The sequence below is a fragment of the Streptomyces sp. NPDC059668 genome, from assembly GCF_042734135.1.
In the GTDB taxonomy this organism is placed as follows: Bacteria; Actinomycetota; Actinomycetes; order Streptomycetales; family Streptomycetaceae; genus Streptomyces.
Genome location: NZ_JBHWEL010000007.1, coordinates 167,071 through 183,265 on the forward strand (window position 1 = coordinate 167,071; position 16,195 = coordinate 183,265).

The following is a 16,195-nucleotide window of genomic DNA, read 5'->3' on the forward strand; positions in this document are numbered from 1 at the left end:
CCCACCCGCTCTTTCCGCGCGCGTCCGCCCGGCCGGCCGGCGCGCCGCCGCGCGCCCCCCCCGGCCGGCCGGTCATCGGGTGTGTCGCTATGTCCGTGCGTCGGTCACGCGGCCGACCGGTGTCGGTTGCGGAGTCGGTCGGTGTGTCGGTCACGGGGTCGGAAGGCGGGGGAGCGGCTCACTCCGGTGGGCGAGCCGCTCACCCGGTCGGCCGACCGCGCCGGGCCGACCTTCCCGGCCCTTACGACCTTCCCGGCCCTTCCCACCTTGCTTAGCCTCCCGGCCGGTCCGGGCCGCTCAGCAGGTCAGCCGCGCGTCCGCCCAGTCGGCGTGGTCGGAGTCGATCCCGTCACCGCCGTCGGTGACGACCAGGCGGACGACCTGGGCGCCGCTCACGTCGGCCGAGAGCGGCTGCGCGGGCATCGTGTTGGTCAGAACCCCGGTCGAGGCGACCTCGGTGCCGTCCGCCCAGATCTCGAAGGCGACGGTGCCCCTGTCGCCCTTCTCGTCGTCGACCCCGACGTCCGCGGTGACGCTCTCGCACTGTCTGCCGGTGTAGTACTCGACGGCGCTCGCGGCGTGCACACCGAGGCCCTTCGCGTGGACGACACCGCCGAGGGTGATCGGATGGCCGTCGCCCGCGGCGCTCTCGCCGTTGCTCGTGTCGCGCTCGACGGGCCCGTACCCGTTGGCCGCCGACATCCACGGCAGGTCACCGAGGGAGGAGGCGCCCGAAGGAGGGGGCACGACCACGGAGGCGGTGACGGGCAGCACGTTCTCGACGCGTTCGCCGCGCGGCGAGCGGTACGTCGTCCGCAGCGTCAGGTCGTACGATCCGGTGGCGGTGCCCTCGGGCACGGTGAGCCGCCACTTCGTGCGCAGCGAACGACCGGTCGGTACCGCCGGCGCGGTGGTCCGTGACGCGGCTTCGATCGTCCAGTCCGCCGGCCCGCTGAGCGTCACGGCGACGCGTCGCGCCGTCGTGCGGCCGAGGTCGGTGACCGTCGTCGTGAGGGTCGCCGACCCGCCCGCTTCCACCAACGGGTTTCCGTCCAGGCCGAGTTCGACGGCGGGCGGTTGCTCGGCCCAGCCGCGTCCGGCCGAGACGCGGACGAGCACCGTGCCGTGCGCGGGGACGGTCGCGGAGATGCCGCCCGCGGTGTTGTAGCTCCGGTGCCGCCACAGGTCGCGCAGGGTGTAGGCGGGAGCCGCCGGGAGTCCCACGGCCGCCGCGGTGGTGGCGATGCGCTGTGCGCCGCCGGTCTCGTTGAACAGCGCCACCGCCCGGCTGCCGTCCTTCATCTCCTTGGCGACCACCCAGCGTCCGCCCTCGGAGGAGAGCACGGTGCCCTGCTTGCCGAGGGGGTCCTGGTCGACCGCCACGACTTCCTTGTTGGCGAGGATGTCGAAGGTTGCGGGCGTCGCCTTGCGCAGGTCGGAGCCGATGAGCAGCGGTGCGGCCATGACCGACCACAGGGAGAAGTGCGAGCGGTACTCCGTGTCGGTCATCCCGCCGTTGCCGACCTCCAGCATGTCCGGGTCGTTCCAGTGCCCGGGACCGGCGTACGGGGCAAGGGGCAGGTTCTGCTTGAGGATCGACAGCATCGAGCCCCAGTTGTCGCTGATGTCCCCGGTCGTGCGCCACAGATGCCCGACGTCGGACGCCCACTGCCAGGGCTTGTTCTCTCCCCACTCGCAGATGCTGTAGACGATGGGGCGCCCGGTGTCCCGGGTCGCGGCCTCCAGCGCGTCCCGCATGGTCGTGTAGCGCTGTCTGGCGTCCACGCCCTGGTTGTTGCAGTTGTCGTACTTGAGGTAGTCGACGCCCCAGTCCGCGAACTGCCGTGCGTCGCTGTACTCGTGGCCCAGGGCGCCGGGGAAGCCCGCGCTGTCGCACGTCTTCGTGCCCGCGCTGGTGTAGACGCCGAGCTTGAGCCCCTTGGCGTGCACGTAGTCGGCGACGGCTTTGATCCCGTCCGGGAACCGGACCGGGTCCGGGACCAGCTTGCCGTCCGCGTCCCGGGAGGGCAGGGCCCAGCAGTCGTCCAGGTTGACGTACTGGTACCCGGCGTCCTTGAGGCCCTTCTCGACGAAGAGGTCGGCGATCCCCTTGACCATGCTCTCGTTGAACTCCGGCCGGCAGTGCGTGGAGTTCCAGTTGTTGAAGCCCATCGGCGGCGTGAGGGCGAGCCCGTCGGCCAGGGCCGGGGTGACCGGGTTCGTGGCGGGGGCCGCCAGGGCCGGTGCGGCGAGGCCGGTCGTACACAGCAGTCCTGCGACGAGCGCTCCGACCAATCTGCTGCGGGTCGTGCGGGTGTGAAGGTGACGCATCGTTACGTTCCTCCGAACTCGCGAGAGTCGAGATGTTCTGCATGTCCGCGACAAGCGTGCGCGTTTACGGTAGGACGTGTCTGACTCTGTTGGAAGAGGAGGGCGAGGACTGTCCGATATCCCGTCAGAACCCTTGACGACGCGATGACATGGGGAACGGCATCAGGGCCTGACGTTCGGTTGTGTTGAATGAACCCGGAGGAGGGCGCGCGGCGCGGTCGTCGACCGGCGGGCGTGGCCGAAACCGAGGGCTCGGCAGGACATCGGAGGTCCGTGCCGCATCCGTCTGTGTCGGGTGGCGCCCCGAATGGGTCAGGCGGCGCCTTGAACCCGACGTGACGCCGTCCTTCGCGGGTGTGCGGTCTTCCTGGTCGCCCGAGGGGTACGGGTCCGCGTGCCCGGGCCGGCTCGTCGCCGCGCCGGTGGGCACGGGACGCCGCCGAACGGCGTATGCGAACCCTCACGCCGGGCGGGCTCCGGAAAAAGTTACGGGCCGCTGTCGATCCGGCCGTGTCCCGTTCGACATCCTGATGTGGGGCACTTCGCCGCACGCGGCCGCGACCACGATCTGATGAGGAATCACATGGATCAGTTGCTGAGAGTCATGAACTTCAACGTGTCGAGTGACGGGATCGGTGCCGGTGAGCACCAGAGCTTCGAGAGTCCGTTCGGCCACGCCGAGCCCGAGAGACTGTTCTCCTGGGCCGGCGCCACGGCGAGCTGGCCCATGCGCACCGACCCCGGAGGGAGCCGTGGCCTCGACGACTACTTCACGCGGGACTTCGCACGCGACATCGGCGCCGAGATCATGGGCCGCAACAAGTTCGGGCCTCAGCGCGGGCCCTGGCAGGACCATGACTGGCGCGGGTGGTGGGGTGACGAACCCCCGTTCCACACCCCGGTGTTCGTCATGACCCACCACGGGCGTCCTTCGATCACGCTCTCCGACACCACGTTCCACTTCGTCGAGGGCAGCCCGACCGCGATCCTCGATCAGGCGCGGGAGGCGGCGCGGGGCAAGGACGTCCGACTCGGCGGCGGGGTCACCACCATCCGGCAGTTCCTCGACGCCGACCTCGTCGACACCCTGCACGTGGCGGTCGCGCCGGTGAAGCTCGGGTCCGGCCTGCGCCTCTGGGAGTCGCCCGATGATCTGCTCGACCGGTTCCATCTCGACGTCGTGCCCAGCCCGAGCGGCGTGACGCACCACCTGTTCTGGCGAAAATGACGCGTGGGGCCACCGGGGAATCCCGGCACGGCCGCGGCGCGTGATGCGCGAACGTGACCGCCTGCCCGGTGAACCTTCCCGGTCGGGGCGTCAGACGCCCGCCGCGCGGCGGCCCAGGACGGGCTCGGCCAGGAGCCGCGCCATGGTGCAGAGGGTCTGCCCGTGGCGGGCGAAGAGCTCGTCGCGTGAGTCGAAGTGCCCGAGATCCGCCAGGACATGGGCCGAGAGATCGCAGGCGGCGCCGGCGGCGGGGCAGACCGTCGCGCCGTCCCAGTCGATCGCCGTCCTGGACAGCGCCTCGAAGAGCGTCTCCGGTCCGGTGTTGGTGAAGCCGCCACCGGCCCCCTCGCTCAACTCGTCCAGGCCGCCGAAGAGTTCCGAGACCGACAACCAGGGCGCGGTGGCGTGGCCGGCCGGCGGAAGGCCGTCGAGGCGGAATTCCGGCCACGCGAGAAGAACCCGGTCCGGCACGATCCGGTGCAGCCGGGGAAAGCGGGGATACCAGAACGTCCCGTCCACCAGCAGCCCGCGCACCCGCGTGGCCACCCCGGACGCCCGCGCGACGGCCTCCAGTACGGCCAGCCTCTGACTGCACGATCCGCGACCACGGCGAAGTACCTCCGACACGGGCCGCTCGTCCTGCACCGAGTACACGGGCCGCACGTCCGCGACGATTTGGCGGTGGGCCCGACGCAGGGCCGCCGTCCGCAGGGCGGGATCCGAGGCGCCCGCCGATCCCGCCGGCGGACCGATGCGCCGGAGCAGCGAGGCGACGCGAGGATGCCGCCAGTCGAGGATCCGCGTCGGGGCGTCGCTCCCCGCCGCCGTTCCTCCGCCGGTCGGGTCCGTGCGGACGCGGCCTCGGGGCGTGAGAAGCGAGCTCGTCATGGCCGTGGTCCTCTCGTCCGGCACCCTCCGGGTGACGAGAGGTATCGTGACAGAGAATTTGAACGTGTTCAACTGTGGTGTGGGCATCGCACGGCACCGCGCCGTACCGCGTTCCGCCGGGATGTCCGTGCCGCGTTCCGCCGGGCGGCGCAGGGCTGCGCCGGGCCTTTCCGCGACGTGTTGGCTAGCAGGACTCGTCGAACTTGACCGCCGTGAGTTCCACCGGCTGGCCGCGGAGTGCGGCACCGGCGGCCGGAGACTGCGTGCACACCTTCCAGTTGCTCTCGACCAGGATCCAACGGTGCGCGCCGGAGGCGTCCTTGACCGTGAACGACGTGCTCGGGTCGAGCGCGTCCCGCGCCGCCTTCACGGACTTCCCCGCGAAGTCCGGAAGCTTCCCGCCCGCCGTGGACGGGGGCGCCACATCCTTCGGCGGGCATGTCTCGGCGAGCTTCACCGAACCGAAGTCCAGTGCCGTGTCGGTGCGGACCGTCGTGCCGGCCCGCACGTTCTGGGTGCAGACCTTCCAGTCCCGGTCGAGGATCTGGTGGCGGTCGCGGCCGAGCGAGTCGTGCGACGCGAGTGAGCGGAAGCCCTGCTTCTGTGCCTCGTCCTGAGCGGACTGCAGGCCCATTCCGACGAAGTCGGGCACCGCTTTCCGCTCGGCCGCGGTCGGCTTGTCGTCCTTCGCTGTCGAGGCCGCGGCGGTCGAAGTGCCCGTGGCCCTGCCGCCGTCCGTCGGCTGACAGGCGACGACGCCGCCGATCCCGAACGTGAGCAGGATGACGCCGATGATCCGAGTGTGCACGTATTCCCCCAAGTGGTGCTGGTGCGGACGGAATACACTGAACAGCATACGAAACGGCCCACGTCCGATTCCCCGCCGACCGTCATCGACCCGTGACGGACGGGCGGTTGTCGGGATCACGTGCGGCCGTGACTCCTCACTCGCAGCCCACGCCGTCCCCGTCACGGTCGAGATGGCGGCCGTAGCCGGGGTCCCCGACGTGCACGGGAGCGGCACCGGCCGCACGGGCGGCGGTGCAGTTCTCGTAGTACACGGAGCTCCCGCCGCCGCCTCCACCGTTTCCGTCGCTGTCGTCGCTACCGCCACCCGCGGCGGCCGGCCGCGCGGTCACCGTCGCCCGTACGGTCTTCGTCGCGCGCACGGTCACGGTGGCGGAGGGTGTCGCGATGACGGTCTCCGTCGCCGTCTGCGTGGCGGTGGCCGTGGTGGTGGCGGTGACGGTGGGTGTCGGGCGGGTCCGGGCCGCGGCCGACTCGGTGGAGTTGCCGCCACTGTTGCCGATGCCGACGCCGACGAGGAGGGTCACGGCGAGCGCGGGCACGACGTAGCGTTTGCGCGCCCAGCCCGGCGCGGTGCGGACGTTCGGGGCCGGGGGCCCGCCGGCGGGTCCCGCGCTGTACGGATTGGTCATGTCGTCCCCCCTGGGGCGTTTCGGGTGGGATGACGGTAGTGGCGTGAATGTGCCAGGAAGGGGTGAGCGGGGTTTGCGTGACCGAGCCGTGACTTGTCGTCACCGGACCGTGACCCGTCGCCGATTTCGGAGTTGAACCGGGCATGAAGAAGCGCAGCATGATGGCCATCGCCTCCCTCGCCACCGGGTTCGTCGTCGCGGCGATCACCCCGTCCCACGCCCTCGACGGCAGCGCCCTCGGCGACCTGCACGTCGACGACACGCTCAGCTCCGTCGACCACACGCTCAGCAGCGACAGTCTGGCCACGGACGACTCCGCGCCGGACCGCAAGGGCTGAACACCGGCCCGGGACGGCTGAGCCGAAGCGACCCGCGGGGGGGGGGCGGGGGGCCCCCCGCGGGGGGGCGGCCGGCCCCCGCGCGCGCGCGCCCCGGGGCGCGGGGGTCCCGGCGGGGGCGGGGGGGCGGCGCCCCCCCCCCGCCGCCGGGCCGCGCCCCCCCCCCCCGCCCGCCCGCGCCCCCCCCCCGCCCCGCGGCCCCCCCCCCCCCCCCCCGCGGTTCGGCTCCCTCATCAGGGGCTGGTTTCCGTGGCAGGGTGGAGCGGGCAAGCCACAGGGGGCCAACAGAAGAGGGGGAACCGTGATCGTCTGGATCAACGGTGCGTTCGGTGCGGGGAAGACGACCACCGCACGGGAACTGATCGACCTGATCCCGAACAGCACGCTCTTCGACCCCGAGGTCATCGGCGGCGGACTCACGAAGCTGCTGCCGCCCAAACACCTCGCCGAGGTCGGCGACTTCCAGGACCTGCCGATCTGGCGGCGCCTGGTGGTCGACACCGCGGCCGCCATGCTCGCGGAGCTGGGCGGCGTCCTCGTGATTCCCATGACCCTCCTGCGTCAGGAGTACCGCGACGAGATCTTCGGCGGCCTCGCCGCGCGCCGGATCGAGGTGCGCCATGTGCTCCTCGCACCGGCGGAAACGATCCTGCGCGAGCGCATCGCGGGCCGGCAGACACCCGAGGACCTGCCGGACGGCGAGATACGGATGCGTCAGTGGTGCTACGACCACATCGAGCCCTACCGCGCGGCGCTCGCCTCCTGGCTCACCGCCGACGCTCACCCCGTGGACACCAGCGCCCTGACCCCGTACGACACCGCACTGCGCATCGCCGAGGCGGTCCGCACCGGCACCGTGCCCGCCTGCGACATCGTGCAGACCCCCGAGCCCACCTCCGAGACCGTCGCCGCGGGCGTGCTCCTCTTCGACGAGCAGGACCGGGTGCTGCTCGTCGACCCGACGTACAAGGCGGGCTGGGAGTTTCCCGGCGGCGTCGTGGAGTCCGGCGAGGCCCCCGCCCGGGCGGGGATGCGCGAGGTCGCCGAGGAGACCGGCATACGGCTCGACGACGTACCCGGCCTGCTCGTCGTCGACTGGGAACCGCCCGCGCCGCCGGGTTACGGCGGTCTGCGCCTCCTCTACGACGGCGGTCTGCTCGGCTCGGACAGGGCCCGCGGACTGCTGCTGCCGGGGCCGGAGTTGCGCGCCTGGCGCTTCGTCACCGAACAGGAGGCGGCCGAGCTGCTGCCCCCGGTGCGCTATGAGCGGCTGCGGTGGGCGCTGCGGGCACGGGAGCGCGGCGCCGCACTCTATCTGGAGGCCGGCGTCCCGGTCGGCTGAGCCGCCGAACCCGGGCCGAGGGCATGAACTGACGATCAATCAGTTCAGTCTGTACGGGCCCCCGTTGCCGCGCACGGCAGTCGCGTCCGCGACCCGCCCACCGCACGGGGCGTCACGACGCCTCCCGGCGTGTGGTGGAGGAACCCCGCGCCTCGCCCCGAGGCGCGGGCCTCCTCCGGGACCACTCAGCTCGCCGCGTACTTCTGAAGGAACAGCGCCTCCGTGACCGACAGACGCTCCAACTCCTCCGGCGAGACGCTCTCGTTCACCGCGTGGATCTGCGCCTCCGGCTCGCTCAGCCCGATCAGGAGGATCTCCGCCTGCGGGTAGAGCGAGGCCAGCGTGTTGCACAGCGGGATGGAGCCGCCCTGGCCGGCCGACTGCATCTCCTCACCCGGGTACGCGACCGCCATCGCCTCCGCCATCGCCGTGTACGCGGGGCTGGAGGTGTCGGCGCGGAAGGGCTGGCCCTGGCCGATCTGCTCGGTGCTCACCCGCGCGCCCCACGGCGTGTGCGCCTCCAGGTGGGCCTGCAGCAGCTTGGTCGCCTCGGCCGCGTCCGTGCCCGGCGGCACCCGGAGGCTGACCAGCGCGCGGGCGCCCGCCTGCACGGACGGGGTGGCGCCGACGACCGGCGGGCAGTCGATGCCGAGGACCGTGACGGCGGGGCGGGCCCAGATACGGTCGGCGACCGAACCGGAGCCGATCAGCTCGACCCCGTCGAGCACCTTGGCGTCCTGGCGGAACGCCTCCTCGTCGTACTGGAGCCCCTCCCAGCGCGCGTCACCGGTGAGTCCGTCGACCGTCGTCGAACCGTCCTTCGCGCGCAGCGAGTCCAGGACCCGGATCAGCGCGCCGAGCGCGTCCGGCGCCGCGCCGCCGAACTGCCCCGAGTGCAGGTTGCCTTCCAGGGTGTCGATCCGGACCCGGACGAGGGTCATTCCACGCAGCGTCGAGGTGACCGTGGGCAGACCGAGCCGGAAGTTGCCGACGTCGCCGATGACGATGGTGTCCGCGGTCAGCAGCTCCGGGTGCTCCTCGGCGTAGCGTTCGAGACCGCCCGTGCCCTGTTCCTCCGAACCCTCGGCGATGATCTTGATGCTGACCGGAACGCCGCCGTTGGCCTTCAGCGCGCGCAGCGCGAGCAGGTGCATGACCAGGCCGCCCTTGCAGTCGGCGGTCCCTCGCCCGTACCAACGTCCGTCCCGCTCCGTCAGCTCGAACGGCGGCGAGGTCCACGCCGCTTCGTCCAGCGGCGGCTGCACGTCGTAGTGCGCGTACAGCAGGACCGTCCGCGCGCCCTCGGGCCCGGGCAGGAAGCCGTACACCGACTGCGTCCCGTCCGGGGTGTCGAGCAGCGCCACGTCCTGGAAGCCCTCGGCACGGAGGGCGTCCGCTATCCAGTTCGCCGCGCCCTCGCTCTCGGCGCGCGGAAACTGGCCGAAGTCCGCCACCGATTTGAAGGCCACCAGTTCGGTGAGCTCCGCCTTTGCCGCGGGCATCAGCGAGGCGACGGTCTCGGCGACCGGATTCGACGACATGGGCACGCTCCTTGTGGGTGCGACGTTGTACTTCTGTGTACGGGTGACCGGGTGGTGCGCACACGCGCACTGGTGTGCAGGGCGTATACGGTGCCGATCCTCCCACAGTGGTCTGCGGCGACGTCCACCGTAGGATGCGGGAGACAGGTGCGGCAGACGGCTGGACTGGGAGCAGTAGACCATCGTGAGCAGCGAGAACTCTTCGGCGGACGACGGACAGATGGTGTGGGACGTCGTCGTGGTCGGCGCGGGGCCCGCGGGCGCCTCCGCCGCCTATGCGGCAGCGGTCGCGGGACGCAGCGTCCTGTTGCTGGAGAAGGCGGACCTGCCGCGCTACAAAACGTGCGGCGGCGGAATCATCGGCCCCTCGCGCGACGCGCTGCCACCCGGCTTCGAGCTGCCGCTGAGAGACCGCGTGCACGCGGTGACGTTCTCGCTGGACGGAAAGTTCACCCGCACCCGGCGCTCCAAGCAGATGCTGTTCGGGCTCATCAACCGGCCCGAGTTCGACCAGCAGCTCGTCGAGCACGCGCAGAAGGCGGGCGCCGAGCTGCGTACGGGTGTCACGGTCTCCCGGGTCGAGCAGCACGGGTCGGCCGTGCCGGACCGGCGCACCGTCGCCGTCGTGCTGCAGGGCGGCGAGGCGGTGCTGGCGCGGGCGGTGGTCGGCGCGGACGGCAGCGCCAGCCGCATAGGGGCGCATGTCGGGGTGAAGATGGACCAGGTCGACCTCGGCCTGGAGGCGGAGATCCCGGTGCCGGAGACCGTCGCCGAGGACTGGCGGGGGCGGGTCCTGATCGACTGGGGTCCCATGCCCGGCAGTTACGGCTGGGTGTTCCCGAAGGGCGACACACTCACCGTCGGTGTGATCTCCGCCCGCGGTGAAGGCGCAGCAACCAAGCGGTACTTGGAGGACTTCATCGCCCGGCTCGGGCTGGCCGGGTTCGAGCCGAGCATCTCCTCGGGTCACCTGACGCGCTGCCGTGCCGACGACTCGCCGCTGTCGCGCGGGCGGGTGCTGGTGTGCGGCGACGCGGCGGGACTCCTGGAGCCGTGGACACGCGAGGGCATCTCCTTCGCACTGCGCTCCGGCCGGCTGGCGGGGGAGTGGGCGGTGCGGATCGCCGAGGCCCACGACGCGGTGGACACCCGCCGCCAGGCGCTCAACTACGCCTTCGCCATCAAGGCCGGGCTCGGCGTCGAGATGAGCGTCGGCAAGCGCATGCTCACCGCGTTCGAACGACGGCCGGGCACGCTGCACGCGGTCCTGACCGGCCTCCGGCCCGCCTGGAACGCGTTCGCCCGGATCACGCGCGGCTCGACCACGCTCGGGGAGCTCGTGCGCTCCCACCCGTTGGCGGGGCGTGCCCTCACCGCGCTCGACAAGTGAGCCGGCCGGCGGTCCCGGCGCGGCACGCTTCGCCCGGACCGGGCGCGGAGGGCTCGCGCGCGGCGAACCCGTGACGGACCGCCGGGCTCCGGATCGGTGATCGGCGGACGTCGGGTGGGTCGCCCGGCGGGTTGGCCGGCGGGGCGGGTGCGTCGGGCCGGAGGTCCGGGTGCGCCGGATCGCCGGCCGGGGCGCGTCGGGCCGGTGGCCCCGGTTTCGGGACCAGCCCTTCCGCGGGTGAAGTGGGGGCCGCCCGGCCCCCGCGCGGCGGCGGTCAGTTCCTGACCAGGACCTGGAACACCGGGTGGTCGGGCGCGATGCGGCGCAGCTCCTCGTCGGAGGAGTCGGGGCCGACCCCCTTGAAGAAGACGCCGACCTCGGCCTTCCAGCGCTTGAGGTAGGCGCGCAGCAGCGGGACCTTGTCGTCGTCGGAGACCTCGGTCGCCGTGAACGTGTCGACCTCCTTGCCGAGGCGCAGCTCGCCGCCGCCCGCGGCCCGCATGTTGTGCGTCCACTGGACGTGGCCGCGTGCCGCGACCAGGTAGTTCTGCCCGTCCACGGTGAGCAGGTTGACCGGCGTCGTGCGCCACTCGCCGCTCTTGCGGCCGCGGACGGCCAGGACCCGGGAACCCCAGACGCTGAGGCCGCGACGGGTCATCCAGGCCACGGCGCGGTTGAAGACGTTGACGGTGAACCAGCCGGGCTTCTGGACATGCGTGGACATGAGGACCCCCATCGAATAGGAGAGCGCCGATCACTTTTGTGAGCACTGCTCTCGCTTGAGAGCAGTCTGCACGAGAGCGGTGATCCAAAGCAAGAGCAGTGCTCTCGTTTGTGTGCAGTGCTCTGGAAACGTGGCAGACTGCCTCTCATGACGACCGCACGAGGAGTACGAGCCCGAGCCAGGATCGAGGTCACCGCGGCCATCAAGGACGCGGCGCGCGAACAACTCGCCGCGGAGGGAGCCGCCAAGCTCTCGCTGCGCGCCGTCGCCCGCGAGCTCGGTATGGCCTCCTCCGCGCTGTACCGCTATTTCCCCAGCCGTGACGACCTGTTGACCGCGCTCATCATCGACGCCTACGACTCGCTCGGCGAGAGCGCGGAGGCGGCGCATGCCGAGGCCGTGACAGCCGGCCCGCGCGAACGCTGGATCCGGGTCTGCCTGGCGGCGCGCCGCTGGGCGCTGGAGCATCCGCACGAGTACGCGCTCATCTACGGCTCACCCGTGCCCGGGTACAGCGCGCCGCAGACCACCGTCCCGGCCGCCTCCCGGGTGGGGCTGCTCCTGGCCGGGATCATCCGCGACGCCCACCAGGGCAAGGGTGTGGCCCGCACCCCGCTGCCCGCCGGCCTGCGGCCGGAGGCGCGGCGGATGGCCGCCGACCTCGCCCCCGACCTGCCGTCCGAGGCCGTGGTGGCCCTCGTGGCCGCCTGGGCGCAGCTCTTCGGCCTGATCGGCTTCGAGGTCTTCGGGCAGTTCAACCGGGTCGTCGAGGACCGGGAGGAGTTCTTCCGGCACGCGGCGGACCAGCTCGCGCACGGCGTGGGACTGGTGTACCCGGAGCCCGCGGGCTCGGCCGGTGGAAAGTCCGGCCGGGCCGGCTCCTGAGAGAGCGCCCGCGTGGACAGGGCCCGGCGGTGCGGCGGAGCCACGGCGGGGCCACGGTGAGGCGGGCGGCGCTACTCCGTGGGGAGTACGTGTGATCACCTCGTCCGGCTGACGCCGTCGGCGGCCGGTGCCGTCTAGCGTGGCCGTCATGGAAGAGCAGCGAACCCCCAGGTCCCCGGGGCGGGGCGGCGGGCCGCCGTGGCGGCGGCACGGGCCCCCTGGGTGGGCCGGGCCCCCCGGGTGGACCGGCGGGGATCCCGGCGGCGCGGAGGCTCGCGCGGGCCGCCTGCCCTGGCGCTCCACCCTGCTGCTGACCCTCCTCGTGCTCGTCGGCTCGCAGTTCGCCGCGCACGCCCAGGGAGGGGACCGCGGGGCACTCGACCCCTTCGCCCGGGTACTCCTTCTCGTGGGCTGCGCTCTGCTGCTGTGGCGGCAGCGGCGTCCGGTGCTCGTCGCCTTCGGTACGGCCGCGGTGACCCTGGTCTACCTGGGCGCCGGATACCCGTACGGGCCCGTCTTCCTCACGGCCGCCGTCGGCTGCTTCGGCGCCGTCGTGACGGGACACCGGCGAGCCGCCTGGGCGGCCATCGGCATGCTCTGGCTCGGCCATCTGCTCATGGCGCACTGGCTCTACCACTGGCTGCCGCCGACGGGGGACCGGGCGGTCTCCTGGACCCGCGAGATCGGCGTCGTCACCTGGGCCGTGGCGATCGTCGCCGTCTCGGAACTGGTGCGCGTACGCCGCGAGCAGTGGGCCCGCGACCGCGCCGAGCGCGCGCAGGCCGCGGCACGGCGCGCCGACGAGGAGCGGCTGCGGATCGCCCGCGAGCTGCACGACGTCCTGGCGCACAGCATCTCGGTGATCAACGTCCAGGCGGGCGTCGGTCTCGCGCTCCTCGACTCCGATCCCGAGCAGGCGCGCTCGGCGCTCACCACCATCAAGGAGGCGAGCAAGGAGGCGCTCGGCGAGGTCGGACAGGTTCTCGCCACCCTGCGCACCCCGGGAGACGCGCCCCGGGCTCCGGCGCCCGGACTCGACCGGCTCCCGGAGCTCGTCGAGCAGGCGGCGGCCGCGGGCCTGGCCGTCGAGGTCCGGGGCGCGCCCCCGAAGCTTCCGCCCGGCATCGATCTCGCCGCGTTCCGGATCGTGCAGGAGGCCCTCACCAATGTCGTACGGCACTCGGGATCGCGGAACGCGCGCGTGCGGGTCGAGTCGTCGGGGGATGCGCTGCGGCTGCGCGTCGACGACGACGGCCCCGGAACCGACGCCGACGCGGGCGGCAGTGGGCACGGACTGGCCGGCATGCGGGAGCGGGCCGCCGCCCTCGGTGGCACGATCGAGGCGGGCCCGCGCGACGACGGCGGTTTCCGGGTGCTGGCCGTACTGCCCCTGCAGGTCAAGGAGGACCGGTGATCCGCGTACTGCTCGCCGACGACCAGTCGCTGGTCAGGGCAGGCTTCAAGGCGTTGCTCGACGCGCAGCCGGACCTGGAGGTGGCCGGTGAGGCGGCCGACGGCGACGAGGCGCTGCGCCAGGTGCGCGCACTGCGGCCCGACGTCGTGCTGATGGACATCCGCATGCCGGTGCTCGACGGGCTGGCCGCGACCCGTCGCATCACCGGCGACCCGGACCTGAAGGACGTCAAGGTGGTCATGCTGACCACCTTCGAGCTGGACGAGTACGTCTTCGAGGCGATCCGCTCCGGCGCCTCCGGTTTCCTCGTCAAGGACACCGAGCCGGACGAACTCCTGCGCGCGGTGAGGGCGGTGGTCGAGGGCGACGCGCTGCTGTCACCGGGGGTGACCCGGCGGCTCATCTCCGAGTTCGCGGCCCGGTCGAAGGAGCCGGCGGCGGCAGGTCTCCTCGTCCGGCTCACGGAGCGGGAGCGGGAGGTGATGGCCCTGGTCGGCATCGGTCTGTCCAACGACGAGATCGCGAGACGACTTGTCGTCAGCCCGCTCACCGCCAAGACCCATGTCAGCCGGACCATGGTGAAGCTCGGAGCCCGCGACCGGGCCCAACTGGTCGTGATGGCCTACGAGTCGGGGTTGGTCCGGCCGGGGTGGCTGGGCTGAGCGCCGGCCGCGCGGCCGAACCGGATCAGTACCGTGACCACACGTACGGCGAAGAGCGCCACGGCCAGCATTATCCCCGAGGTGATCAGGAACTTCTCGACGGCGAGGGGGAGATGGAACAGCAGCGCGGGGCCGGAGACCGCCCCGAGCGCGAGTGCCGCCGCGAACGCCGCGCTGAACAACGCGTACCCGATCTCCACGGTGATCGCGTCCCGCTGGTCCTGCGTACGTGTCGGTCTCATCCGGCAAGTGTCCGTGCGGCACGCCCGGCGGGCAAGGAATGCCCCGCCGGGCGCGTCGAGTTGAGCACGAAACGGGATGGACCGGGGCGATCGGCGGGTCCGTGCCGATCGCGTCGTGCCCGGGTGATCCGGTGGCGCCGGGGTGACCGTCGGCCGGCGTGGCCCGGGTGCGGCGCACAGGCCGCGAGGACCGGTCAGTCGCGGACCGGCACCTGCTCCTGCGCCGTCTCCCGCGCCGTCTCGTGTGACGTCTCCCGCGCGGACCGGGCGACCACGACGGACCCTCGTGGGCGCCGCGTCCGCAGGCCCGGCAGGGTGATCAGCAGCCCCGCCAGGGCGATGCCCGTGACCACGAGCAGACCGGCCCGGTAACTGTCGAGGACGGCCTGCGGGGAGGAGTCCCCGGAGGAGTTCGCGGTCACGACCGCCGTCACGACCGCCAGGAAGATGGCGCCGCCCACCTGGACCGAGGTGTTGAGCAGGCCCGAGACCATGCCCTGTTCGTGGTCGTCGACGCCGTTGGTGGCCTGGATGTTGAGCGACGGGAAGACCAGCGCGCAGGCCGCGCCGATCAGCAGCATCGTCGGCAGGATCACGGACGCGTACACCGGGTCGAGGCTGACGCGCAGGAACAGCGCGTAGCCGATCACCATCAGCGCGAAGCCCGCGGCGATCAGTCGCGGGGTACCGAAGCGGTCCACCACGGAGCCGACCTTGGTCGAGGAGAGCGCGACCAGCGCACCGGCGGGCAGGAAGGCGAGCGCGGTGTGCAGCGCCGACCATCCGAGCAGCGACTGCATGTAGAGGGTGACCAGGAACTGGAACCCGACGTACGAGCCGAAGAACGCCATCGCGCCGAGCTGGGCCCTGATCTGGCTGCCGGAGCGCAGCACCCCGAGCCGGATCAGGGGTCCGGGTGAGCGCCGCTCGACCCGGACGAAGACCGTGAGCAGGACGGCGACCGCGAGGAAGGACAGCAGGGTGCGGGCCGAGGCCCAGCCGGCCTGCGGCGCCTGGACGACGGTGAACACGAGCAGGAGCATCGACGCCGTGCCGAGGACGGCGCCCGGGATGTCGTAGCCGTTGTGGTCCTTCTCCCGTTCGCTGCGCGGCAGGAGCTTCATGCCGACGAAGAGTGCGACGAGCGCGATCGGCGCGGGCAGCAGCATGGTCAGGCGCCAGCTGGCCTCGGTGAGCAGTCCGGACAGGACGAGCCCCATCGAGAAGCCGGTGGCCGCGCAGGTGGTGTAGATCGACAGGGCGCGGTTGCGCAGCGGGCCCTCGGGGAACGTCGTGGTGATGATCGACAGGCCCGCCGGCGCGGTGAACGCCGCGCTCAGGCCCTTGATGAAGCGGCTGGCGATCAGCAGCGGGCCCGAGTCGACGAGGCCGCCGAGCAGTGAGGCGAGCGCGAAGACGCCGAGGGCCACCAGGAAGACCTGGCGGCGGCCCAGCAGGTCGGCGGTGCGTCCGCCCAGCAGGAGCAGTCCGCCGTATCCCAGGATGTAGCCACTGACGATCCATTGCAGCGTCGAGGTGGAGAGATCGAGTTCGGAGCCGATGGACGGAAGGGCGACGCCGACCATCGACACGTCCAGTGCGTCCAGGAACATCGCGGCGCAGAGCACCAGCAGCGTGCCCCACAGGCGGGGGGTCCAGCGTCCCAGAGACGCGGAAGCGGTGAGCGGGGAGGTCATGCCGAAGAGAGTACATGCACACGCATTCAATGCAAATGCATTTAATGCCGATGCAACAAAGGAGATTCTTTGCT

15 protein-coding genes are annotated in these 16,195 nt (G+C 72.1%); 7 read left to right on the top strand and 8 right to left on the bottom strand.

The genetic code is table 11. The features are described 5' to 3' along the window. Positions 1 to 297: 297 nt before the first annotated feature. On the bottom strand, positions 298 to 2,331 hold the full coding sequence (locus ACFV2J_RS08640; protein ID WP_385088538.1) for an NPCBM/NEW2 domain-containing protein: 2,034 nt from the start codon (positions 2,329 to 2,331) through the stop codon (positions 298 to 300). A 583-nt stretch (positions 2,332 to 2,914) separates the two neighbouring features. On the opposite strand from ACFV2J_RS08640, the gene ACFV2J_RS08645 reads away from it, so the two are divergent. Continuing rightward, positions 2,915 to 3,559 carry a dihydrofolate reductase family protein gene (locus ACFV2J_RS08645; RefSeq protein WP_385088540.1) on the top strand — a complete coding sequence of 215 codons (645 nt, stop codon included), beginning with the start codon at positions 2,915 to 2,917 and terminating at the stop codon, positions 3,557 to 3,559. A 90-nt stretch (positions 3,560 to 3,649) separates the two neighbouring features. Here the strand turns inward: ACFV2J_RS08645 and ACFV2J_RS08650 are convergent, their stop codons facing one another. The 3 genes from ACFV2J_RS08650 to ACFV2J_RS08660 form a co-directional block, all read right to left on the bottom strand. Then, positions 3,650 to 4,447: a transglutaminase domain-containing protein gene (locus ACFV2J_RS08650; RefSeq protein WP_385437806.1), complete on the bottom strand. Its 798-nt coding sequence runs from the start codon at positions 4,445 to 4,447 to the stop codon at positions 3,650 to 3,652. 184 nt (positions 4,448 to 4,631) lie between these two features. Further along, positions 4,632 to 5,255 carry a hypothetical protein gene (locus tag ACFV2J_RS08655; RefSeq protein WP_385097976.1) on the bottom strand — a complete coding sequence of 208 codons (624 nt, stop codon included), beginning with the start codon at positions 5,253 to 5,255 and terminating at the stop codon, positions 4,632 to 4,634. A gap of 136 nt (positions 5,256 to 5,391) precedes the next feature. Next, the gene (locus tag ACFV2J_RS08660) at positions 5,392 to 5,886 is read right to left on the bottom strand and encodes an excalibur calcium-binding domain-containing protein (RefSeq protein WP_385097979.1); all 495 of its coding nucleotides are present in this window, start codon (positions 5,884 to 5,886) and stop codon (positions 5,392 to 5,394) included. Positions 5,887 to 6,029: 143 nt separating this feature from the next. Here ACFV2J_RS08660 and ACFV2J_RS08665 point away from each other — a divergent pair, with 143 nt between their 5' ends. Beyond that, positions 6,030 to 6,224, top strand: a complete 195-nt coding sequence (locus ACFV2J_RS08665; protein ID WP_385437809.1) for a hypothetical protein — start codon at positions 6,030 to 6,032, stop codon at positions 6,222 to 6,224. Between the two features lie 301 nt (positions 6,225 to 6,525). Further along, complete coding sequence (locus ACFV2J_RS08670; protein ID WP_385437811.1) at positions 6,526 to 7,566, top strand: NUDIX domain-containing protein; 1,041 nt, start codon at positions 6,526 to 6,528, stop codon at positions 7,564 to 7,566. Positions 7,567 to 7,751: 185 nt separating this feature from the next. On the opposite strand, the gene ACFV2J_RS08675 is transcribed toward ACFV2J_RS08670, so the two are convergent. Next, on the bottom strand, positions 7,752 to 9,107 hold the full coding sequence (locus ACFV2J_RS08675) for a dipeptidase (protein WP_385094486.1): 1,356 nt from the start codon (positions 9,105 to 9,107) through the stop codon (positions 7,752 to 7,754). Positions 9,108 to 9,291: 184 nt separating this feature from the next. Here ACFV2J_RS08675 and ACFV2J_RS08680 point away from each other — a divergent pair, with 184 nt between their 5' ends. Further along, entirely contained in the window at positions 9,292 to 10,497 is a 1,206-nt protein-coding gene (locus ACFV2J_RS08680) for a geranylgeranyl reductase family protein (RefSeq protein ID WP_385094483.1), read from the top strand. 274 nt (positions 10,498 to 10,771) lie between these two features. On the opposite strand, the gene ACFV2J_RS08685 is transcribed toward ACFV2J_RS08680, so the two are convergent. Next, positions 10,772 to 11,221: a nitroreductase family deazaflavin-dependent oxidoreductase gene (locus ACFV2J_RS08685; protein ID WP_385094480.1), complete on the bottom strand. Its 450-nt coding sequence runs from the start codon at positions 11,219 to 11,221 to the stop codon at positions 10,772 to 10,774. 147 nt (positions 11,222 to 11,368) lie between these two features. On the opposite strand from ACFV2J_RS08685, the gene ACFV2J_RS08690 reads away from it, so the two are divergent. The 3 genes from ACFV2J_RS08690 to ACFV2J_RS08700 all read left to right on the top strand — a co-directional run bounded on the left by ACFV2J_RS08690 (position 11,369) and on the right by ACFV2J_RS08700 (position 14,182). After that, positions 11,369 to 12,106, top strand: coding sequence for a TetR/AcrR family transcriptional regulator (locus ACFV2J_RS08690; protein ID WP_385094477.1), 738 nt, complete (start codon positions 11,369 to 11,371; stop codon positions 12,104 to 12,106). Positions 12,107 to 12,254: 148 nt separating this feature from the next. Then, entirely contained in the window at positions 12,255 to 13,520 is a 1,266-nt protein-coding gene (locus tag ACFV2J_RS08695) for a sensor histidine kinase (RefSeq protein WP_385094474.1), read from the top strand. Next, on the top strand, positions 13,517 to 14,182 hold the full coding sequence (locus tag ACFV2J_RS08700; RefSeq protein WP_385094471.1) for a response regulator: 666 nt from the start codon (positions 13,517 to 13,519) through the stop codon (positions 14,180 to 14,182). The genes ACFV2J_RS08695 and ACFV2J_RS08700 overlap by 4 nt, the downstream gene beginning before the upstream one ends. On the opposite strand, the gene ACFV2J_RS08705 is transcribed toward ACFV2J_RS08700, so the two are convergent. Both ACFV2J_RS08705 and ACFV2J_RS08710 read right to left on the bottom strand, forming a co-directional pair. After that, positions 14,143 to 14,424 carry a DUF6332 family protein gene (locus tag ACFV2J_RS08705; protein WP_385094468.1) on the bottom strand — a complete coding sequence of 94 codons (282 nt, stop codon included), beginning with the start codon at positions 14,422 to 14,424 and terminating at the stop codon, positions 14,143 to 14,145. The genes ACFV2J_RS08700 and ACFV2J_RS08705 overlap by 40 nt on opposite strands. Before the next feature lie 194 nt (positions 14,425 to 14,618). After that, positions 14,619 to 16,121 carry an MFS transporter gene (locus ACFV2J_RS08710; RefSeq protein ID WP_385096190.1) on the bottom strand — a complete coding sequence of 501 codons (1,503 nt, stop codon included), beginning with the start codon at positions 16,119 to 16,121 and terminating at the stop codon, positions 14,619 to 14,621. Positions 16,122 to 16,195 lie beyond the last annotated feature (74 nt).

What these genes read in the sequence shown, in the direction of transcription:
- ACFV2J_RS08640 (WP_385088538.1), bottom strand. Translation starts at nt 2,331, where the DNA reads ATGCGTCACCTTCACACCCGCACGACCCGCAGCAGATTGGTCGGAGCG.
- ACFV2J_RS08645 (WP_385088540.1), top strand. Translation starts at nt 2,915, where the DNA reads ATGGATCAGTTGCTGAGAGTCATGAACTTCAACGTGTCGAGTGACGGG.
- ACFV2J_RS08650 (WP_385437806.1), bottom strand. Translation starts at nt 4,447, where the DNA reads ATGACGAGCTCGCTTCTCACGCCCCGAGGCCGCGTCCGCACGGACCCG.
- ACFV2J_RS08660 (WP_385097979.1), bottom strand. Translation starts at nt 5,886, where the DNA reads ATGACCAATCCGTACAGCGCGGGACCCGCCGGCGGGCCCCCGGCCCCG.
- ACFV2J_RS08665 (WP_385437809.1), top strand. Translation starts at nt 6,030, where the DNA reads ATGAAGAAGCGCAGCATGATGGCCATCGCCTCCCTCGCCACCGGGTTC.
- ACFV2J_RS08675 (WP_385094486.1), bottom strand. Translation starts at nt 9,107, where the DNA reads ATGTCGTCGAATCCGGTCGCCGAGACCGTCGCCTCGCTGATGCCCGCG.
- ACFV2J_RS08685 (WP_385094480.1), bottom strand. Translation starts at nt 11,221, where the DNA reads ATGTCCACGCATGTCCAGAAGCCCGGCTGGTTCACCGTCAACGTCTTC.
- ACFV2J_RS08690 (WP_385094477.1), top strand. Translation starts at nt 11,369, where the DNA reads ATGACGACCGCACGAGGAGTACGAGCCCGAGCCAGGATCGAGGTCACC.
- ACFV2J_RS08695 (WP_385094474.1), top strand. Translation starts at nt 12,255, where the DNA reads ATGGAAGAGCAGCGAACCCCCAGGTCCCCGGGGCGGGGCGGCGGGCCG.
- ACFV2J_RS08705 (WP_385094468.1), bottom strand. Translation starts at nt 14,424, where the DNA reads ATGAGACCGACACGTACGCAGGACCAGCGGGACGCGATCACCGTGGAG.
- ACFV2J_RS08710 (WP_385096190.1), bottom strand. Translation starts at nt 16,121, where the DNA reads ATGACCTCCCCGCTCACCGCTTCCGCGTCTCTGGGACGCTGGACCCCC.